The sequence below is a fragment of the Patulibacter brassicae genome, from assembly GCF_033949425.1.
Classification (GTDB): Bacteria; Actinomycetota; Thermoleophilia; order Solirubrobacterales; family Solirubrobacteraceae; genus Patulibacter; species Patulibacter brassicae.
This window is the reverse complement of sequence record NZ_JAXAVX010000006.1, coordinates 151136-166363: the sequence shown is the minus strand read 5'-3', so window position 1 is coordinate 166363 and position 15228 is coordinate 151136. Positions and strand designations below refer to the sequence as shown.

General features: G+C 75.8%; 15 protein-coding genes and 1 tRNA gene. 7 read left to right on the top strand and 9 right to left on the bottom strand.

Going from position 1 to position 15228, the window contains the following annotated elements; translation table 11 throughout:
• Window positions 1–77: 77 nt before the first annotated feature.
• Window positions 78–1139, top strand: coding sequence for a L,D-transpeptidase family protein (locus SK069_RS13215; protein WP_319954711.1), 1062 nt, complete (start codon window positions 78–80; stop codon window positions 1137–1139).
• 29 nt (window positions 1140–1168) lie between these two features.
• On the opposite strand, the gene SK069_RS13210 is transcribed toward SK069_RS13215, so the two are convergent.
• A complete protein-coding gene (locus SK069_RS13210) occupies window positions 1169–1378 on the bottom strand; it encodes a hypothetical protein (RefSeq protein ID WP_319954710.1) in 210 nt (69 codons plus the stop codon).
• 86 nt (window positions 1379–1464) lie between these two features.
• Here SK069_RS13210 and arfB point away from each other — a divergent pair, with 86 nt between their 5' ends.
• Entirely contained in the window at window positions 1465–1878 is a 414-nt protein-coding gene (arfB, locus tag SK069_RS13205; RefSeq protein ID WP_319954709.1) for an alternative ribosome rescue aminoacyl-tRNA hydrolase ArfB, read from the top strand.
• A 31-nt stretch (window positions 1879–1909) separates the two neighbouring features.
• On the opposite strand, the gene SK069_RS13200 is transcribed toward arfB, so the two are convergent.
• A complete protein-coding gene (locus SK069_RS13200) occupies window positions 1910–2833 on the bottom strand; it encodes a 2-hydroxyacid dehydrogenase (RefSeq protein ID WP_319954708.1) in 924 nt (307 codons plus the stop codon).
• A 126-nt stretch (window positions 2834–2959) separates the two neighbouring features.
• On the opposite strand from SK069_RS13200, the gene SK069_RS13195 reads away from it, so the two are divergent.
• Both SK069_RS13195 and SK069_RS13190 read left to right on the top strand, forming a co-directional pair.
• A complete protein-coding gene (locus SK069_RS13195; RefSeq protein ID WP_319954707.1) occupies window positions 2960–3460 on the top strand; it encodes an NUDIX domain-containing protein in 501 nt (166 codons plus the stop codon).
• 7 nt (window positions 3461–3467) lie between these two features.
• Window positions 3468–4484: a hypothetical protein gene (locus SK069_RS13190; protein WP_319954706.1), complete on the top strand. Its 1017-nt coding sequence runs from the start codon at window positions 3468–3470 to the stop codon at window positions 4482–4484.
• Window positions 4485–4598: 114 nt separating this feature from the next.
• On the opposite strand, the gene SK069_RS13185 is transcribed toward SK069_RS13190, so the two are convergent.
• Entirely contained in the window at window positions 4599–5435 is an 837-nt protein-coding gene (locus SK069_RS13185; RefSeq protein WP_319954705.1) for a hypothetical protein, read from the bottom strand.
• A 124-nt stretch (window positions 5436–5559) separates the two neighbouring features.
• Between SK069_RS13185 and SK069_RS13180 the strand changes: the two genes are divergently transcribed.
• Entirely contained in the window at window positions 5560–6603 is a 1044-nt protein-coding gene (locus tag SK069_RS13180) for an LLM class F420-dependent oxidoreductase (protein ID WP_406628295.1), read from the top strand.
• Between the two features lie 303 nt (window positions 6604–6906).
• On the opposite strand, the gene SK069_RS13175 is transcribed toward SK069_RS13180, so the two are convergent.
• The 4 genes from SK069_RS13175 to SK069_RS13160 all read right to left on the bottom strand — a co-directional run bounded on the left by SK069_RS13175 (window position 6907) and on the right by SK069_RS13160 (window position 12063).
• On the bottom strand, window positions 6907–9324 hold the full coding sequence (locus tag SK069_RS13175; RefSeq protein ID WP_319954703.1) for an excinuclease ABC subunit UvrA: 2418 nt from the start codon (window positions 9322–9324) through the stop codon (window positions 6907–6909).
• Window positions 9325–9440: 116 nt separating this feature from the next.
• The gene (locus SK069_RS13170) at window positions 9441–9851 is read right to left on the bottom strand and encodes a VOC family protein (RefSeq protein WP_319954702.1); all 411 of its coding nucleotides are present in this window, start codon (window positions 9849–9851) and stop codon (window positions 9441–9443) included.
• Window positions 9852–9861: 10 nt separating this feature from the next.
• The gene (locus tag SK069_RS13165; RefSeq protein WP_319954701.1) at window positions 9862–10332 is read right to left on the bottom strand and encodes a helix-turn-helix transcriptional regulator; all 471 of its coding nucleotides are present in this window, start codon (window positions 10330–10332) and stop codon (window positions 9862–9864) included.
• Window positions 10333–10422: 90 nt separating this feature from the next.
• A complete protein-coding gene (locus tag SK069_RS13160; protein WP_406628292.1) occupies window positions 10423–12063 on the bottom strand; it encodes a flavin monoamine oxidase family protein in 1641 nt (546 codons plus the stop codon).
• Here SK069_RS13160 and SK069_RS13155 point away from each other — a divergent pair.
• Window positions 12056–13234, top strand: coding sequence for a PucR family transcriptional regulator (locus tag SK069_RS13155; protein WP_319954699.1), 1179 nt, complete (start codon window positions 12056–12058; stop codon window positions 13232–13234). The two genes, SK069_RS13160 and SK069_RS13155, sit on opposite strands and share 8 nt — an antisense overlap.
• A 43-nt stretch (window positions 13235–13277) precedes the next feature.
• Here the strand turns inward: SK069_RS13155 and SK069_RS13150 are convergent.
• A tRNA-Phe gene (locus SK069_RS13150) sits at window positions 13278–13350 on the bottom strand.
• Window positions 13351–13391: 41 nt separating this feature from the next.
• Window positions 13392–14387 carry a M23 family metallopeptidase gene (locus tag SK069_RS13145; protein ID WP_319954698.1) on the bottom strand — a complete coding sequence of 332 codons (996 nt, stop codon included), beginning with the start codon at window positions 14385–14387 and terminating at the stop codon, window positions 13392–13394.
• 483 nt (window positions 14388–14870) lie between these two features.
• Here SK069_RS13145 and SK069_RS13140 point away from each other — a divergent pair, with 483 nt between their 5' ends.
• The gene (locus SK069_RS13140; protein WP_319954697.1) at window positions 14871–15131 is read left to right on the top strand and encodes a hypothetical protein; all 261 of its coding nucleotides are present in this window, start codon (window positions 14871–14873) and stop codon (window positions 15129–15131) included.
• Window positions 15132–15228 lie beyond the last annotated feature (97 nt).

The window sequence follows — 15228 nt, the reverse complement described above, 5'->3', positions numbered from 1 at the left end:
CGCGGCCCGACGCGCCCGCGGACGCACGAGCCCGTGCAACCGTCGCCCGTCCGCGCGCGGGTGCCTAGCCTGGACGCATGCCGTCGTCCCTCCGCCCGCCCGCGGGTTCACGTCCCCTGGCCGCGGCCGCGCTGACCCTGCTCGCGCTGGCCGCCCCGGCCGCCGCCCACGCCCAGGACCCTTCCGCGACCGTCCCGGCCCCGCCGACGACCACGACGCCCGCCCCGCCGGCCGAGCCGACGGTGAAGCCGGGCGTGAAGCTCGGCGACGTCGACCTGTCCGGCCAGACCGGCAAGCAGGCGACCCGCACGATCGCCGCCGCCCTGCGCGGCCACAAGCCGTCGGACGCCCCGATCGTCGTGACGATCGCCGAGCGGCCGCACCGCCTGGCGATGGACGCCATCGACTACCGCTACGACGCCTCCGACACCGCGGCGGCGGCGCTGAAGGCGAAGGCCGGCACCCGGATCGCGCCCGTGATCCTCTGGCGCCAGTCGGCGGTGAACCGCTGGATCGCGTCGCTCTCGAGGATGGGCCGGGCCGCGCGCGACGCGACCGCGCGGATCGGCATCAGCAAGCAGCGGTACACGGGCTCCAAGCGCGGGTGGAAGGTCGACCGCGCGAAGCTCGAGAAGCTCGTCCTCGGCGCGCTGCGGGACCCGGGCGCGGAGCGGGCGACGCTCACGCTGAAGGTCACCCGCACACGGCCCGCGGTGACCGTCGAATCGCTGAAGCGCCGCTACGCGACGCTCGTGACGGTCGACCGCCAGACGTTCCGCCTGCGCCTGTTCAAGCGCCTGAAGTGGGTCAAGACGTACAAGATCGCCGTCGGCGCGGCCGGTCACGGCACGCCCGCCGGCACGTACTCCGTGACGTCGAAGCAGGTCAACCCGGCCTGGCACGTCCCGAACTCGGCCTGGGCCGGATCGCTCGCCGGCCAGGTCATCCCCGGCGGCGCCCCGAACAACCCGCTGAAGGCCCGCTGGCTCGGCCTGCGCGACGGGATCGGGATCCACGGCACGGCGGAGACCTGGTCGCTCGGCTCCCGCGCCTCGCACGGCTGCATCCGGATGCACCCGAGCGACGTCATCGACCTCTACCCGCGCGTGCCGATGGGCACGACGGTGAAGATCCGCTAGCGATCGGCGCCCTGCCTCGGGGGCGCCGGCTAGCGCCGCGGGCGCAGGGTGTTGCGGGCGAGGAACCCGCTGATCCCGGCGCCCACGAAGCCGACGACGACGAGGGCGCCGGAGCCGATCACGAGGCCGACGATGCCGGCCGCGCCCAGCGCGACGGCGGCGACCCCGAGCTTGAAGGCCCGGTCGACCCGCTGCGTGCGGGAGAGGTTCGAGCCGGAACGACGCTGCAGGTTGCCCATGGTCGGCCCATCGTCCCACACGAGCGGGGACGTGCCAGCACGGTCCTCGGCACCCGTGCGGCCGGCCGTCTGCTGTCATGGGAGCCGTGGAGCCCGAGCTGCGCGTCACCGGAGCCGTGCGGATCCCCCTGCGCGAGATCGTCGTGCGCGCCAGCCGGTCGTCCGGCCCCGGCGGCCAGCACGCGAACGTCACGGCGTCGCGGATCGAGGCGACGTTCGACGTCCGCGCCAGCGAGGCCCTGACCGACGCCCAGCGGACGCGGATCCTCGAGCAGCTCGGCCCGCTCGTGCGCGCCGTCGCGCAGGACGCCCGCAGCCAGTCGCGCAACCGCGAGCTGGCGCTCGAGCGGCTCGCCGCGCGGCTGCGCGGCGCGCTGCACGTGCCGAAGGACCGTCGCGCGACCCGGCCGACCCGCGGGTCGCAGCGCCGCCGGGTCGAGGCGAAGGGCCGGCGGGGCCAGCTGAAGCAGTCTCGCCGCCGCCCGTCGGCCGACGACTGATCCGCGGTCCCGCACCGGCCGCCGAGGCCGGTCAGGGGCGCACGACGTTCGCCAGCGGCTCGCCGGCGGCGAAGCGCCGCAGCTGGTCGATCACGAGCCGCCGGGCGCGCGGCGGGAAGCTCGCCGACCCGCCCCCGACGTGCGGGGTCAGCAGCAGCCCCGGCGCGTGCCAGAGCGGGTGGTCGGCGGGCAGCGGCTCCGGATCGACGACGTCGAGCGCCGCGCGCAGCCGCCCGGACTCGAGCTCGGCCCGCAACGCGGCGGTGACGATCGCCGTCCCGCGGCCGACGTTCACCACGAGCGCCCCGTCGGGCAGCAGCGCCAGGCGGCGGGCGTCGAGCGTGCCGCGCGTGGAGGGATCGTCGGGCAGGACGAGGACGACGATCTCGGCGGCCGGGAGCAGCGCGTCGAGCTCGTCGACCCCGCGAACGCCCTCGGCGGGGCGGGCGCGCCGCGCGACCGCGGTGACGACGGCCTCGCACGCCTCGAGGCGCCGCGCGATCGCCCCGCCGATCGAGCCGGCGCCGACGAGCAGGACGCGCCGGTCCGCGAGCGAGCCGACGAACGACGGGTCCCAGCGGCCGGCCGCCTGGTCGGCGACCCAGCGCGGCAGCTCCCGCTGCGCGGCGAGGATCAGGCCCAGTGCGTGCTCGGCCGTCGAGGCGTCGTGCAGCCCGCGGCCGTTGGCGATCGTCACGCCGTCGGGCACGAGCGGCAGGAGCTCGTCGACCCCGGCGCGCAGGCTCTGCACGACCGCCAGCCCGGTGAGCCGCGGCAGCGCGTCGTAGGCGCACGGCGCGCCGTAGGGCAGGACGTGCAGGCGCACGTCGCCGAGGTCGCCCTCGGGGGCCGGGCCCGTCCCGTCCCAGACGTCGACCCGCAGGCCGAACGGCCAGTCCCCGCCGGCCTCGTCGGCGAGGTCGAACGGGAGCAGGACGCGGGCGCCGTCGGCCATCGCCCGATCATCGCGCACGACCGGACGTCCCTCGTCGGCGCGCGGCCCGACCTCGGCGCGGCCGCCCCGACCGGGATCGGATCCGCCGCTCCCGGGACGCACCGGCGGCCGTGGCAGGATCGGGGCGTGCCACCGTCCGCCCGTCACCGCACGTCCGCCGGGATCCTGCTGCACCGCGGCGACCCGGACAGGCTGCGCGTCCTGGTCGCCCACATGGGCGGGCCCCTCTGGGCGCGCAAGGACGAGCGGGCGTGGTCGATCCCGAAGGGCGAGCACGGCGCGGACGAGGAGCCGTGGGCGGCGGCGCGGCGCGAGTTCGCCGAGGAGCTCGGCCTGCCGGCGCCCGACGGCGAGCCGCTCGACCTCGGCGAGGTCCGCCAGGGGTCGGGCAAGCGCGTGCGCTGCTTCGCGATCGCCGGCGACCTGGACCCCGACGCCGTCGTCCCGGGGACGTTCACGATGACCTGGCCGCCCCGGTCCGGCCGGACGATCGAGGTGCCGGAGGTCGATCGCGTCGCCTGGCTGACCCTCGACGAGGCGCGGCCGCGGCTCGTCGCCGCGCAGGAGGCGTTCCTCGACCGGCTCGTCGCGGCGCTCGGCGGGGACGGGACCGGGGCCGTGGTTTGATCCGCCCGTGAGCGACTCCGCCCCGACGCGCGCCGACGCGCTGCTGGACGCCCAGGTGGCGTTCCTGCTGCGCGACCTGTCCGAGGAGCGGTTCGCGACGCTCGCCGCCGAGGAGATCGACCACGCGCTCGCCGCCGCGCGGACGCTGACCCTCGACGAGGTCGTCGACCGCGCGGCCGTCCAGGCGGTGGCGCGCAAGTACGTCGCGAGCTTCCGGATCAGCCGCGGCGCGATCCCCGAGCTCATCGGCCAGGTCGCCACCCGGCTCTACGACCATCCCGTCCACGACGAGCACCCGATCGGGGCGATCCTCGACGAGTCGCTCGTCGCCCCCGTCGCCGAGAAGCTCCTGGGACCGGGCCCGCTGCGCGCCCGGCTGCTGGAGGCCGTCGCGCGCAACCCCGTGGCCGTCCGCGGGCTCGCCTGGCTCCTGCAGCGGATCGTCGTCGACGCGCGCACGCAGGCCGAGCGGCTCCCCGGCCTCGGACCGCTGCTCGAGGCGGGGCTGCGGGCGGTCACCGCGGTCGCGCCGGGCCCGAGCGAGCTCGTCGACGCGCAGCTGCGGGAGCTCAGCGAGCGGGTCGCGCGCGTGCTGCTGCGCGAGGCCGAGCGGGCCGGGCAGCGCGAGGACGACGGCCTCGTCGAGGCGGTCCTCGAGCTGCTCGCCGAGGTCGAGGACGAGCCCGTCGGCCGGTTCCGGGCGCTGCTGGCGCGCGAGGACCTCGAGGACCTGCTCGTCATCGCCTACGAGCTGTGGCTGCAGCTGCGCGAGCACCCGTGGCTGCTGGCGCTCGTCGACGAGGGCGTGGCGCTCTTCTTCGACGAGTACGGGCCGGTGCCGCTGCGGGACCTGCTCGAGGAGATCGGGCTGACGCGGGAGGACCTGCTCGAGGAGGCCCGGCGGTTCGGCCCCCGGGCGCTCGCCGTGCTGCGGGAGGCTGGGCTCCTCGAGGCGCTCCTGCGTCGGCGGCTGGCCCCGTTCTTCGCCTCGGACGAGGCGCGGGCGCTGCTCGGCGAGGCCTGAGCCCCCGTCGGGTCACCGTGTCGGGGCCACCGGTCGAGGGACCGGGCCGCCCGATGCCTCGCGCGCTCCCCACCGCCCGCGCCGATGCGCCCGACGGCCGGCTCGCGGTCGTGCTCATCCGTCGTTGCCGCGCGGCGTCGCCCGGCGACCCGCGGCGGGTCGGGCGCGCAGCTCCGGCAGCCGCCCGAGCGCGTCCGCCTCGGCGAGGCTGCCGTCGAGGCTCAGCAGCGCGAGCAGCCGCACGGCGCGGCCCCCCTCGGCGGCCGCCTGGAGCTTGTGGTGCCCGTCGAGGAGGAAGTGCGTCAGCGCCCAGTGCCAGTACCACTCGTCGCCGTCGCCGTCGGTCGCCGGGGCGCAGACGTCGAGCGTCGTCAGCGCGACCGCCGTCGGCCGCGCGGTGTGCGCCAGGAGCTCGCGGTGGCGGTCCACGACGGCCGCCTCGTTCCAGCTCGGCGGCACCATCGGCACGACGAACTCGTAGAGGTGCGCGTCGTCGGCGACGCGGGTCTGCCACGTCCGGTAGTACGGCGTGCGGGGGGACTCCGGCAGGTCCCAGAACGGGTCGACGCCCCAGGTGCGCACCTGCTCCTCGGCGAAGTAGTCGCCCGGCGCGGCCGGGCGGACGAGGCGCGGCCGCAGCTCCAGCAGCAGCGGACGGTAGGACCCGCGCGGCAGCAGCGCGCCGAAGAGCTCGGCGACCGGGTCGTCGGGGTCCTCGACGCCCTCCGTCAGGCGGTCCGTCGCGGCGCGGACGGCGAGCTTCTCGTTCGCGCCCTCCAGACGCTGGAAGAGCACCCCGCAGGTCCCGCACCACGGCGAGAGGTCGAAGGCGGCGCGGCCGTCCAGGCGCAGCGTCCGGCGCGGGAACGCGTCCTCGACGCCCGGTGCGGCGAGCCGCAGCCGCGGGTCGGCGGAGCCGAGCGTCCGAGGCGTTCCGGCGGCGAGCAGCACCGGGTCCAGCGTAGGGGAAGCGCGCCGCGCCGCCGCCGGTCCCGGTTGGACGTCCGCACAGCGCTCCGAGGACCGCCCGTGGCCGGCACGGAACGCGTCGGCGAGGATGGCGGCGATGACGAAGCTGCGCCTCGGCCTGAACGTCGGCTACTGGGCGGGCGGCCCGCCGCCCGGGATCGAGGAGACCGTCGCCGAGGCCGAGCGGGTCGGCTTCGACTCGATCTGGTGCGCCGAGGCGTACGGCTCCGACGCGCTGACCCCGCTGGCGTGGTGGGGCAGCCGGACGCAGCGCCTGCGGCTGGGCACCGGCATCGTGCAGCTCTCCGCGCGCCAGCCGACGGCGACCGCGATGGCGGCGATGACGCTCGACCACCTCTCCGGCGGGCGGTTCGTCCTCGGCCTGGGCGCGTCGGGGCCCCAGGTCGTCGAGGGCTGGTACGGCCGGCCGTTCGAGAAGCCGCTCGCCCGCACCCGCGAGTACCTCGGGATCCTGCGCGACGTCTGGGCGCGGGGCGGCCCGGTGACGAGCGACGGTCCGGCGTACCCGCTGCCGCTGACCCCGGACGCCGGCCAGCCCGGCGTCTCGGGGCTCGGCAAGCCGCTGAAGTCGTCGATCCGCCCGCTGCGCGAGGACATCCCGGTCTTCCTCGCCGCCGAGGGGCCGAAGAACGTGGCGCTCGCCGCCGAGCTCTGCGACGGCTGGATCGCCATGCTGCTGGACCCCCAGGAGCGGTTCTACGCCGATGCGCTGGCCGAGGGCTTCTCCCGCGACGGCGCGCGGCGGACGCCCGAGGACTTCGAGGTCGCCGCGATGGTGCCGCTCGTCGTGCACGACGACGTCGAGGCCGCCGTCGACCGCGTGCGGCCGTTCTACGCCCTGTACTTCGGCGGGATGGGCGCGAAGGGCCGCAACTTCCACGCGAACGTCGCGATCCGGATGGGCTACGAGGAGCACGTCGATCGGATCCAGGCCCTCTACCTCGACGGGAGGAAGGACGAGGCGGCCGCCGCGATCCCGTCCGAGCTCATCCAGCGGATGGCGCTGCTGGGCCCCGCCGACAAGATCCGCCACGACCTCGCCGCCTGGGAGGACTCGTTCGTCACGACGCTCCTCGTCGACGGCGATGCCGAGACCGTCCGGCAGGCCGCCGAGATCGTCCTGGGCTGACCGAGCCCGGACGCCCCACCGGTGCGTCGCACGCCGCGTGCGGCGCGCCGCGGGGCGCGCGACGTGCCGCGCACCGCCCCCGTGCCGAGAACGACGGACACGGGCGGCGCCGCCGCAACCGACGCGCCGCGCCCGCCCCGTGCGTGAGACGACGCCCCCGGGGACGCTCCGCGCACGAGGCTCGGGGGGCACGGACGCCGTGCGGCCGCCGTCGCCTCCGCGCGCCGAGCCCGTAGGCGATGTGCGGCGCCGCGGGGCCGTGGGCGAGCCGGGGCCGCGGATCGTCCGGCGGGCGGCTCCGGGTCAGGCGCCGACGTAGTCGGCGAGGTGCTCGCCGGTGAGCGTCGAGCGTGCCGCGACGAGGTCGGCCGGCGTGCCCTCGAAGACGATCCGGCCGCCGTCGTGGCCGGCTCCCGGACCGAGGTCGATGATCCAATCCGCGTGCGCCATCACCGCCTGGTGGTGCTCGATGACGATCACCGACCGCCCCTCGTCGACGAGCCGATCCAGCAGGCTGAGCAGGGCGGCGACATCGGCGAGGTGCAGACCGGTCGTCGGCTCGTCGAGCACGATGACCGCGCCCGTGCCCGGGGCGTCGGGGGCGGGGCGGCGGGAGGATCCCTTCCCGGACATGTGGGCGGCGAGCTTCAGCCGCTGGCGCTCGCCGCCCGACAGGGTCGTGAGCGGCTGCCCGAGCGTGACGTAGCCCAGGCCGACCTCCTCCAGCCAGACGAGGATCTTGTGGGCGGCGGCGATCTTCCCCTCGCCCGCGCCGAAGAACGCCCCCGCCTCGGCGACCGGCATCGCGAGGACCTCGCTGATGTCCTTGCCGCCGAAGCGGTGCTCCAGGACCTCGGCCTGGAACCGCTTGCCCCCGCACTCCTCGCAGACGGCCGGGGCACCGGCGACGATCCCGAGGTCGGGGTAGATGACGCCCATCCCGCTGCAGACCGGGCAGGCGCCGTCGGAGTTCGGGCTGAAGAGGCCCGGCTTCACGCCGTTCGCCTTCGCGAACGCCTTGCGGATCGGCTCGAGCAGGCCGGTGTACGTCGCCGGATTGCTGCGCCGCGAGCCCTTGATCGCGCCCTGGTCGACGGCGACGACCCCGTCGCGACCCGCGATCGAGCCGTGGATGAGCGTGCTCTTGCCCGAGCCGGCGACGCCGGTCACGACGCACAGGACGCCGAGCGGCACGTCGACGTCGACGTCCTGGAGGTTGTGCCCGTCGGCACCGCGGACCTCCAGCACCCCGGTCGCGGCCCGGACCGCGTCGGCGGGCTTCAGCGACGCGCGGTCGTCGAGGTGGCGGCCCGTGCGCGTGTCGCTGGCGCGCAGGCCCTCGACGGTGCCCTCGAAGACGATCTCGCCGCCCGCCGTGCCGGCGCCGGGACCGAGGTCGACGACGTGGTCGGCGATCGCGATCGCCTCCGGCTTGTGCTCGACGACGAGCACGGTGTTGCCCTTGTCGCGCAGCTGCAGCAGCAGGGCGTTCATCCGCTCGATGTCGTGCGGGTGCAGCCCGATCGTCGGCTCGTCGAAGACGTAGGTGACGTCGGTCAGCGACGAGCCGAGGTGGCGGACCATCTTGACCCGCTGCGCCTCACCGCCCGACAGCGTCCCGGAGGGTCGGCTCAAGGACAGGTAGCCGAGCCCGATCGCCACGAACGAGTCGACGGCGTGACGCACCGACGCCAGCAGCGGCTCGACGCTCCCGGGCACGTCGAGCTCGGCGACCCAGGCGGCGAGGTCGGTCACCTGCATCGCGGAGACGTCGGCGATGCTCTTGCCGGCGATCTTCGACGACCGCGCCTCCTCGCTCAGGCGGGTCCCGTCGCAGTCCGGGCAGACCGTGAAGACGACGGCGCGCTCGACGAACGCCCGGATGTGGGGCTGCATCGCCTCCACGTCCTTGGAGAGCATCGACTTCTGGATCTGCGGGATGAGGCCCTGGTAGGTGAGGTTGATCCCGTCGACCTTGATCTTCGTCGGCTCCCGATGGAGCAGGTCGTGGCGCTCGCGCTTGTTGAACGTCGCGATCGGCTTGTCCGGGTCGAAGTAGCCGCAGCCGCGCAGGATCCGGCCGAACCAGCCGTCCATGCTCATGCCGGGGATGGTGATCGCGCCCTCGTTGAGCGACTTCGCCTCGTCGAAGAGCGCGGTGAGGTCGAAGTCGTTCACCGACCCGCGGCCCTCGCACCGCGGGCACATCCCGCCGGTGCGGCTGAACGACGCGCTCTGCGTGATCGTCCTGTCGCCCCGCTGGACGGTGATGCCGCCGCTGCCGGAGGCCGACGCGACGTTGAAGGAGTACGCGCCGGGACCGCCGATGTGCGGCTCGCCGAGCCGGCTGAAGAGGATCCGCAGCAGCGCGTCGGCGTCGGTCACGGTCCCCACGGTGGAACGAGGATTGGCTCCCAGCCGCTCCTGGTCGACGACGATCGCCGTCGTCAGGCCGTCGAGGACGTCGACCTCCGGCCGCGAGAGCGTCGGCATGAACCCCTGGACGAAGGCGCTGTAGGTCTCGTTGATGAGCCGCTGGGACTCGGCGGCGATCGTGCCGAAGACGAGCGAGCTCTTGCCCGATCCCGACACGCCGGTGAAGGCGGTCAGGCGGCGCTTCGGCAGCGCGACGCTCACGTCCTTCAGGTTGTTCACCCGCGCGCCGCGGACGCGGATCAGGTCGTGGGCGTCGGCGGGGTGCTGGCTGGGGTCGGTGCGCATGTGGTGCTCGGGACCGGGGACGGGGACGGGACGGGACGGCGGTCGGGGTCGCGGGACGGGCGCCCGCGGTGGCTGCGGCGGCGGCGCGCCCGGGGCCCGCGGCGCGCCGCGGCGGCTCAGACCTGCTGCAGCCGGATGAGGGTGCCGGCGGGATCGCGGATCGACGCGTCGCGGATCCCGTAGGGCTGGTCGGTCGGCTCCTGGACGACCTCGACGACCTCGTGGGCCTGGAGCCGGGCGAAGGCCTCGTCGACGTCCTCGGTGGCGAGGTTGATGCTCGCGAACGTGCCCTTGGCCATCATCTCGGCGATGAGCCGCTGCTCGTCCTCGGTGACGCCGGGGTCGGCGGTCGGCGGGTAGAGCACGATCGACGTCTCGGGCTGGTCGGCGGGGCCGAGCGTGATCCAGCGCATCCCCTCGTAGCCCACGTCGTTGCGGACCTCGAAGCCCAGGGCGTCGCGGTAGAACGCCAGCGAGGCGTCCGGGTCGGTGTGGGGCAGCATCGACTGGTGGATCTTCAGGCTCATGGGATCCACCCTAGGAGCGGCTCGCCGGTCCCGCTTCTCGATTCCTGACCGGTCGCGCCACGCGCTTGGCGACGCACGGCGCGAGGGTGGGGTAGGGGTCCCGTCCCGTGGCCGCCTGCTCGCGGCGGTAGACGCTCGGCGGCACCCCGACGAGCTCGGTGAAGCGCGTCGAGAACGTCCCCAGCGACGAGCAGCCGACGGCGAGGCTCACCTCGGTCACCGTCAGCTCGCCCACGCGCAGCAGCGCCATCGCCCGCTCGATCCGACGGGTCATGAGGTAGCTGTAGGGCGACTCGCCGAACGCCCGGCGGAACGCGCGGCTGAAGTGCCCGGCGGACATGCACGCGTCGCGCGCAAGCGCCTCGACGTCCAGCGGCAGGGCGTACTCGCGGTCGATCCGGTCGCGCACGCGGCGCAACCGCCGCAGGTCCTCGAGCCGGGCCGCCTCGCGCCCCGCGTCCGCCTCCGTCGCGCCGGTCACACGCGCATCGTCCCATGCGCGACCGGGCCCCGGCGCGGGGACCGCACGACCCGCTCGGGTCCGCGATGGGCGACCCCGCCGAGATCCCCCTCAGGCGTCGACGACCTCGCCGACGCGCCGGTCGAGGCCGGCGGCCAGGACCTCGCGCGCCGCGCGCTCGCCCGCCGTCAGGGCACCGTCCATGTAGCCGGAGAACCGCTCGGCGGTCTCGGTGCCCGCCCAGTGGATCGCGCCGCACGGCCGCCGCAGCGCGAAGCCGATCGACGTCAGGACGCCCGGCGGCAGCATCCCGGCGTAGCCGCCGCCGCTCCAGCGCTCCTCCGCCCAGGCGCGTTCGACGTACTCGCTGGGGGTCGCCGCCCGCGGCCCGAAGTACCGCGTGAAGCAGCCGACGACCGCGGCGCGCCGCTCGTCGACGGAGACCGCCCCGAGCGCCCGGGCGTGCGCGCCCTCGAGGAAGCCGATGAGGACGCCGACGCCGCCGGTCGAGGGCGTGTTGTCGAAGACGACCTTCACCGGGCCCTCGGTGCTCGTCACCTGGCCCGAGAGCCCTTCGGCGCGCCAGAACGGCTCGTCGTAGACGGCCATGCACTTGATGACCGAGCCCATCGCCATCCGCTGCGTGAGCTGGTCGCGCCAGCCGGGCAACGCGGGCTCGTACGCGATCCGCCCGGCGATCGTGGGCGGCACCGCGACGATCGCGCGCGCCGCGCGCGCCGCGACGCCGTCGGCCTCGACGACCAGGCCGTCGCCGTCCTGCGCGATCCGGCGCACCGGCGCGTCGAGCACGACGCGGTCGCCGAGCTCCTCCGCCAGCCGCTGCGCGACCCGCTGGGATCCGCCGACGACGCGGTCCTGCTGCGCGCCGCCGTCCGTCTCGATCAGCGCGTCGAAGCCGCCCCCGGAGTGGAGGTAGAAGAGGACGTGCAGGAGCGAGAGCTCCGCCGGCTCGGCGGAGAAGACGGCCTCGCACATGAGCGTGAAGAACTCCCGGGCCAACGACGTGGCGGTGTTGCGCGCGATCCACGTCGCGAAGGTCTGCGCGTCCCAGCGGGTGGCCCGCGGCGCCCGCCAGGGCGCGTCGAGGGGCACGTGCCGCGCCATCCGGTCCAGCCGCGCCTGCGCCTGGGCGACGTCCGCGAGCGCCAGCGGGTTCACGCGCGGGATCGCGCCGCGGTAGCGGGAGCGCCGCCCGCGGTGCTCGAACTGGTTGTCGCCCTCGTCGTACGTCGGGAACCGCTCGAGGCCGAGCTCGTCGATCACCGCGTTCACGCGGTGCTGTGCCGGACCGACCCACTGGCCGCCGACCTCGACGATCCCGCCCCCGGCGAGCTCGTGGTTCAGCAGGCGTCCCCCGACGCGATCGCGGGCCTCGAGGACGACGACGGAGGCGCCGGCGGCGACGAGGGTCCGGGCCGCCGCGAGACCCGAGAGCCCCGCGCCGACGACGACGACATCGGTGGTCGTGCTGCGCATGCCCCGAGGCTCGCGGGCACCCGGGCGCGGGCGCTCCACGACCTTCGCCGATCGCCACGCCCGCCCTCGACGAAGATCGTCGAACGGCCGCCGTGGGTCGTCGCCGCCGGACAGGGCAGGAAGGCGACGGCGGCCCCCAGCGACGAGGTGTCGGGCGGTCGGCCCGCGGGCTGGAGCGCGCGGCGATCCGCCCGCTCGGCGATGGTCGGGTGGCGGAGGCGCGGCGACGGGACTAGGTTCGACGACGGTGGACACGCGGACCCGGCAGCAGCTCGTCGATCGCGTCGCGAACGCGATCCGGGAGCGCGAGGACGACCTCGTCGAGCGGATGCTCGCGCGCTTCGCGGCCGAGGTCCCCGACTCCGGCGTCGGCACGGACCCGGAGATGACCGCGGCGATGCGGCGCAGCTGCCACGGCAACCTCCGCGCCGCCCTCGCGCACGCGGTCCGCGAGGGCGACCCGCTGCCCTTCGGGCCGCCGTCGGACGCGATCGACGAGGCCCGGATCGGCGCGCGGATCGGCACGCCGCTCGTCGCCGGCCTGCGGACGTACCGGATCGGCGAGGCCGTGGCCTGGGAGGCGCTCCAGGACGCCGTCGACGCCCTGGAGGACGTCGACCCGGCGACCCGCAGCACGCTCCTGCGGCGCTGGACGCGGGGGATGTTCGCCTACGTCGACGCGGTGATCCCCTTCGTCGTCGACGAGTACACCCGCGAGCGCGAGCGCCTGCTGCGCGGCCGCGAGCAGCGGCGCGTCCAGCTCGTGCGCGACGTGCTGGACGGGGGCGACGTCGACCCCTGCGCGCTGGGCTACGACCTCGCGGCGACGCACCGCGCGGTCGTGGCGTGGGGCCCCGGCGCGGAGGGCGAGATCGGGCGGATCGCGGCGACGGCCGGCGCACCGTGCCTCGTCGTCAGCGTCGGCGAGCAGACGTGCTGGGGCTGGCTCGCGGGCGCGGGCGACGAGCGCGATCTGCGCGAGGCGCTCGGCGGCTGGGAGGGCGGCCTGGCGCTCGGCCGTCCGGCCCGGGGAGCCGACGGCTTTCGCCGCAGCCACCGCGAGGCGCGGGCCGCTCACCGGATCGGTGCCGCCACCGGCGACCCGGTGACGCGCTTCGACGACGTCGCGCTCGAGTCGGTGCTCCTCGCCGACGAGCGCGCCGCCCGGGCGTTCGTCGCCGCCGAGCTCGGTCCGCTCGGCGACGGCCGCGACGGGACGAAGCTCCGCGAGACGCTCGTCGCCTACTTCGCCTGCGGCTTCAACGCGTCGGCTGCCGCCGCCGCGCTCGGCGTCAACGACCGGACGGTCGCCTACCGACTGAGCGGCATCGAGGAGCGCCTCGGCCGACCGGTCCGCGCCCGTCAGGCGGAGCTCCAGGCCGCGATCCGTCTGGAGCGGGTCCTCGGCGCGCCGCCGCCGCGCTGATCCCCCGAACGACGAAGGCCCCGCATTGCGGGGCCTCCGGGAGTGGCGAGACCCGGACTCGAACCGGGGACACCACGATTTTCAGTCGTGTGCTCTACCAACTGAGCTATCTCGCCGAGGATGCGACAGGGTAGCGGCTGCGCGGCCGTGCGCGCGCTCAGCCGTCGCAGGGGTTGGGCAGCTTCACGAGCACCGGGTACGGGTCGATCGCCCGGTCCCGGTTGCCCGACCACGGCTGGGGCCGCATCTCGAAGTGCAGGTGCGGCTCGTAGTCGCCGCCGGAGTGACCGGCGTTCGCGAGCGCCTGGCCGGCGGCGACGCGCTGTCCGGCGCGGACGACGGTCGAGCCCGGCTGCAGGTGGAGGTAGCCGTAGGCGATGCCGTCGTCGCCGTTGAGGACGAGGGTCCAGCCGCCGCCCGCGTCGTCCCACCAGGTGCGCTCGATGACGCCGGCCGTGAACGCGACGACGGGCGGGGAGCCGTCGTAGGTGCCGATGTCCTGGCCGTTGTGGCGGCGTCCGCCGCCGCGGCCGGCCTGGAACCGCTGGGCCTGCAGGCTGCGGAAGTTGCAGCGGCCCTGCACCGGGAAGACGGTCGTCGCCCCCGCATGGGGCGTCGGCGCGGTCGCGGTCGCCTGCGCCTCGCGCACGCGCAGGTTGCGCAGCGCCGGGGCACCGGCGCGCCGCGCGCGCTTTCCCGTCGCGTCGGTCACGACGAGCCGCAGCCGGTAGCGGCCGGGCTTCGCGGCGATCGCCTTCGTGACGTCCTGGGCGACGTCGACGCCCGAGCGGACGGTGCCGAGCGCCTGCTTGGCGACGAGGCGGTGGCTCGCACGGTCCTCGATCCGCAGCTGCACCGTCGCCGCGGTCTGCCGCGCCGCGTCGAGGCGGATGCGGACCTGCGGGGCGGCGGCGCCCGCGCGCCAGACGCTGCGGGTGAGCTGGAAGCGGGTGATCGCCGCGCGCACGCGCGCGGGCGCCTCGGGGGTCGTCCCCCCGATCGAGGTCGTCGTGGTCGGCGCGTTGATCGTCTGCGACGCGTCGAGCCCACCGCCCCGTGGTGCGGCGGCCGGCTCGACGGTCGTGGTCGGCGTCCGGACCGAGGCTCCGGCGGCATGGGCCTCGGTCCGGGCGTCGACGAGCGGCAGGGTCACGGCGGCAAGAAGGACCGCTGCCGTTTGCAGCACCGGAGCGCTGCGTGGTTGTGCCCGCGACATGGCTGCAGGAGCGTGCCGCCTGGCAGCACGCTCGCCGGACGGCGTGCAGCTTCGGTGCAGGATTCGGTCCCCGGGCGCGCGCCGCGGCGCAGGTTCCGTGCAGGTTCGCCGGATCCTGCACGCGATGGCCCGGGAAGCGGGGCCGCGGACCACCCGACTGCGAGCGGCGGCCCGTCGCGTTCCGCCACGCCGTCCGCGTGAGCGAGCGGCGCCCCTGGCGCGGGCGCCGACGGCGTCGGCCCGGTCTCGTTCGCCGCCCCAGCGGCGGCTCCTCCCCGCCACGACCGCGGTACGGCGCTCGAGCCGGTCCCCGGGGCGAGCGCCGCGCAGCCGTCGCTCCCCGGCCCCGGTACGCCGCTCGCGCGAGGCGGGCCGGTGAGCGCCGCACCGCGCAGCGCCTCCGACGACTACCCTGCTCCCGTGACGTCCGACGTCCCCACGACGTACGAGGACCAGGGCGGGTCGTACCTCGTCTCGCCCGACTGGACGCTCATCGCGTGGACGGCGGTGGGCCTCGTCGCCGTCGTCGTGGTGCTCGTCGCCGGGGCGGTCACCGCCGCGAAGGGCCACCGACGGATCCTCCTGTGGGGACTGCTGCTCGCCGGGCTGCCGTGGCTCCACGGCGCGCGCCTGCCGGCGCAGCCGGGCAGCCGCTGGGCCCGACGGCGCGCTCGGCGCTGATCGGGCGCCTCGGCCCGGATTCACCGACGGTCGGCCCGGGCCAAGGACCACGGGTGGGCAGACCACGGCCGGGACCATCGGAGGGCGTCCGTCCTCG

Excerpts from the sequence above, each read along its gene's own strand:
- SK069_RS13175 (WP_319954703.1), bottom strand. The coding sequence starts at position 9,324 with ATGCGCACCGACCCCAGCCAGCACCCCGCCGACGCCCACGACCTGATC.
- SK069_RS13170 (WP_319954702.1), bottom strand. The coding sequence starts at position 9,851 with ATGAGCCTGAAGATCCACCAGTCGATGCTGCCCCACACCGACCCGGAC.
- SK069_RS13200 (WP_319954708.1), bottom strand. The coding sequence starts at position 2,833 with ATGGCCGACGGCGCCCGCGTCCTGCTCCCGTTCGACCTCGCCGACGAG.
- SK069_RS13215 (WP_319954711.1), top strand. The coding sequence starts at position 78 with ATGCCGTCGTCCCTCCGCCCGCCCGCGGGTTCACGTCCCCTGGCCGCG.
- SK069_RS13210 (WP_319954710.1), bottom strand. The coding sequence starts at position 1,378 with ATGGGCAACCTGCAGCGTCGTTCCGGCTCGAACCTCTCCCGCACGCAG.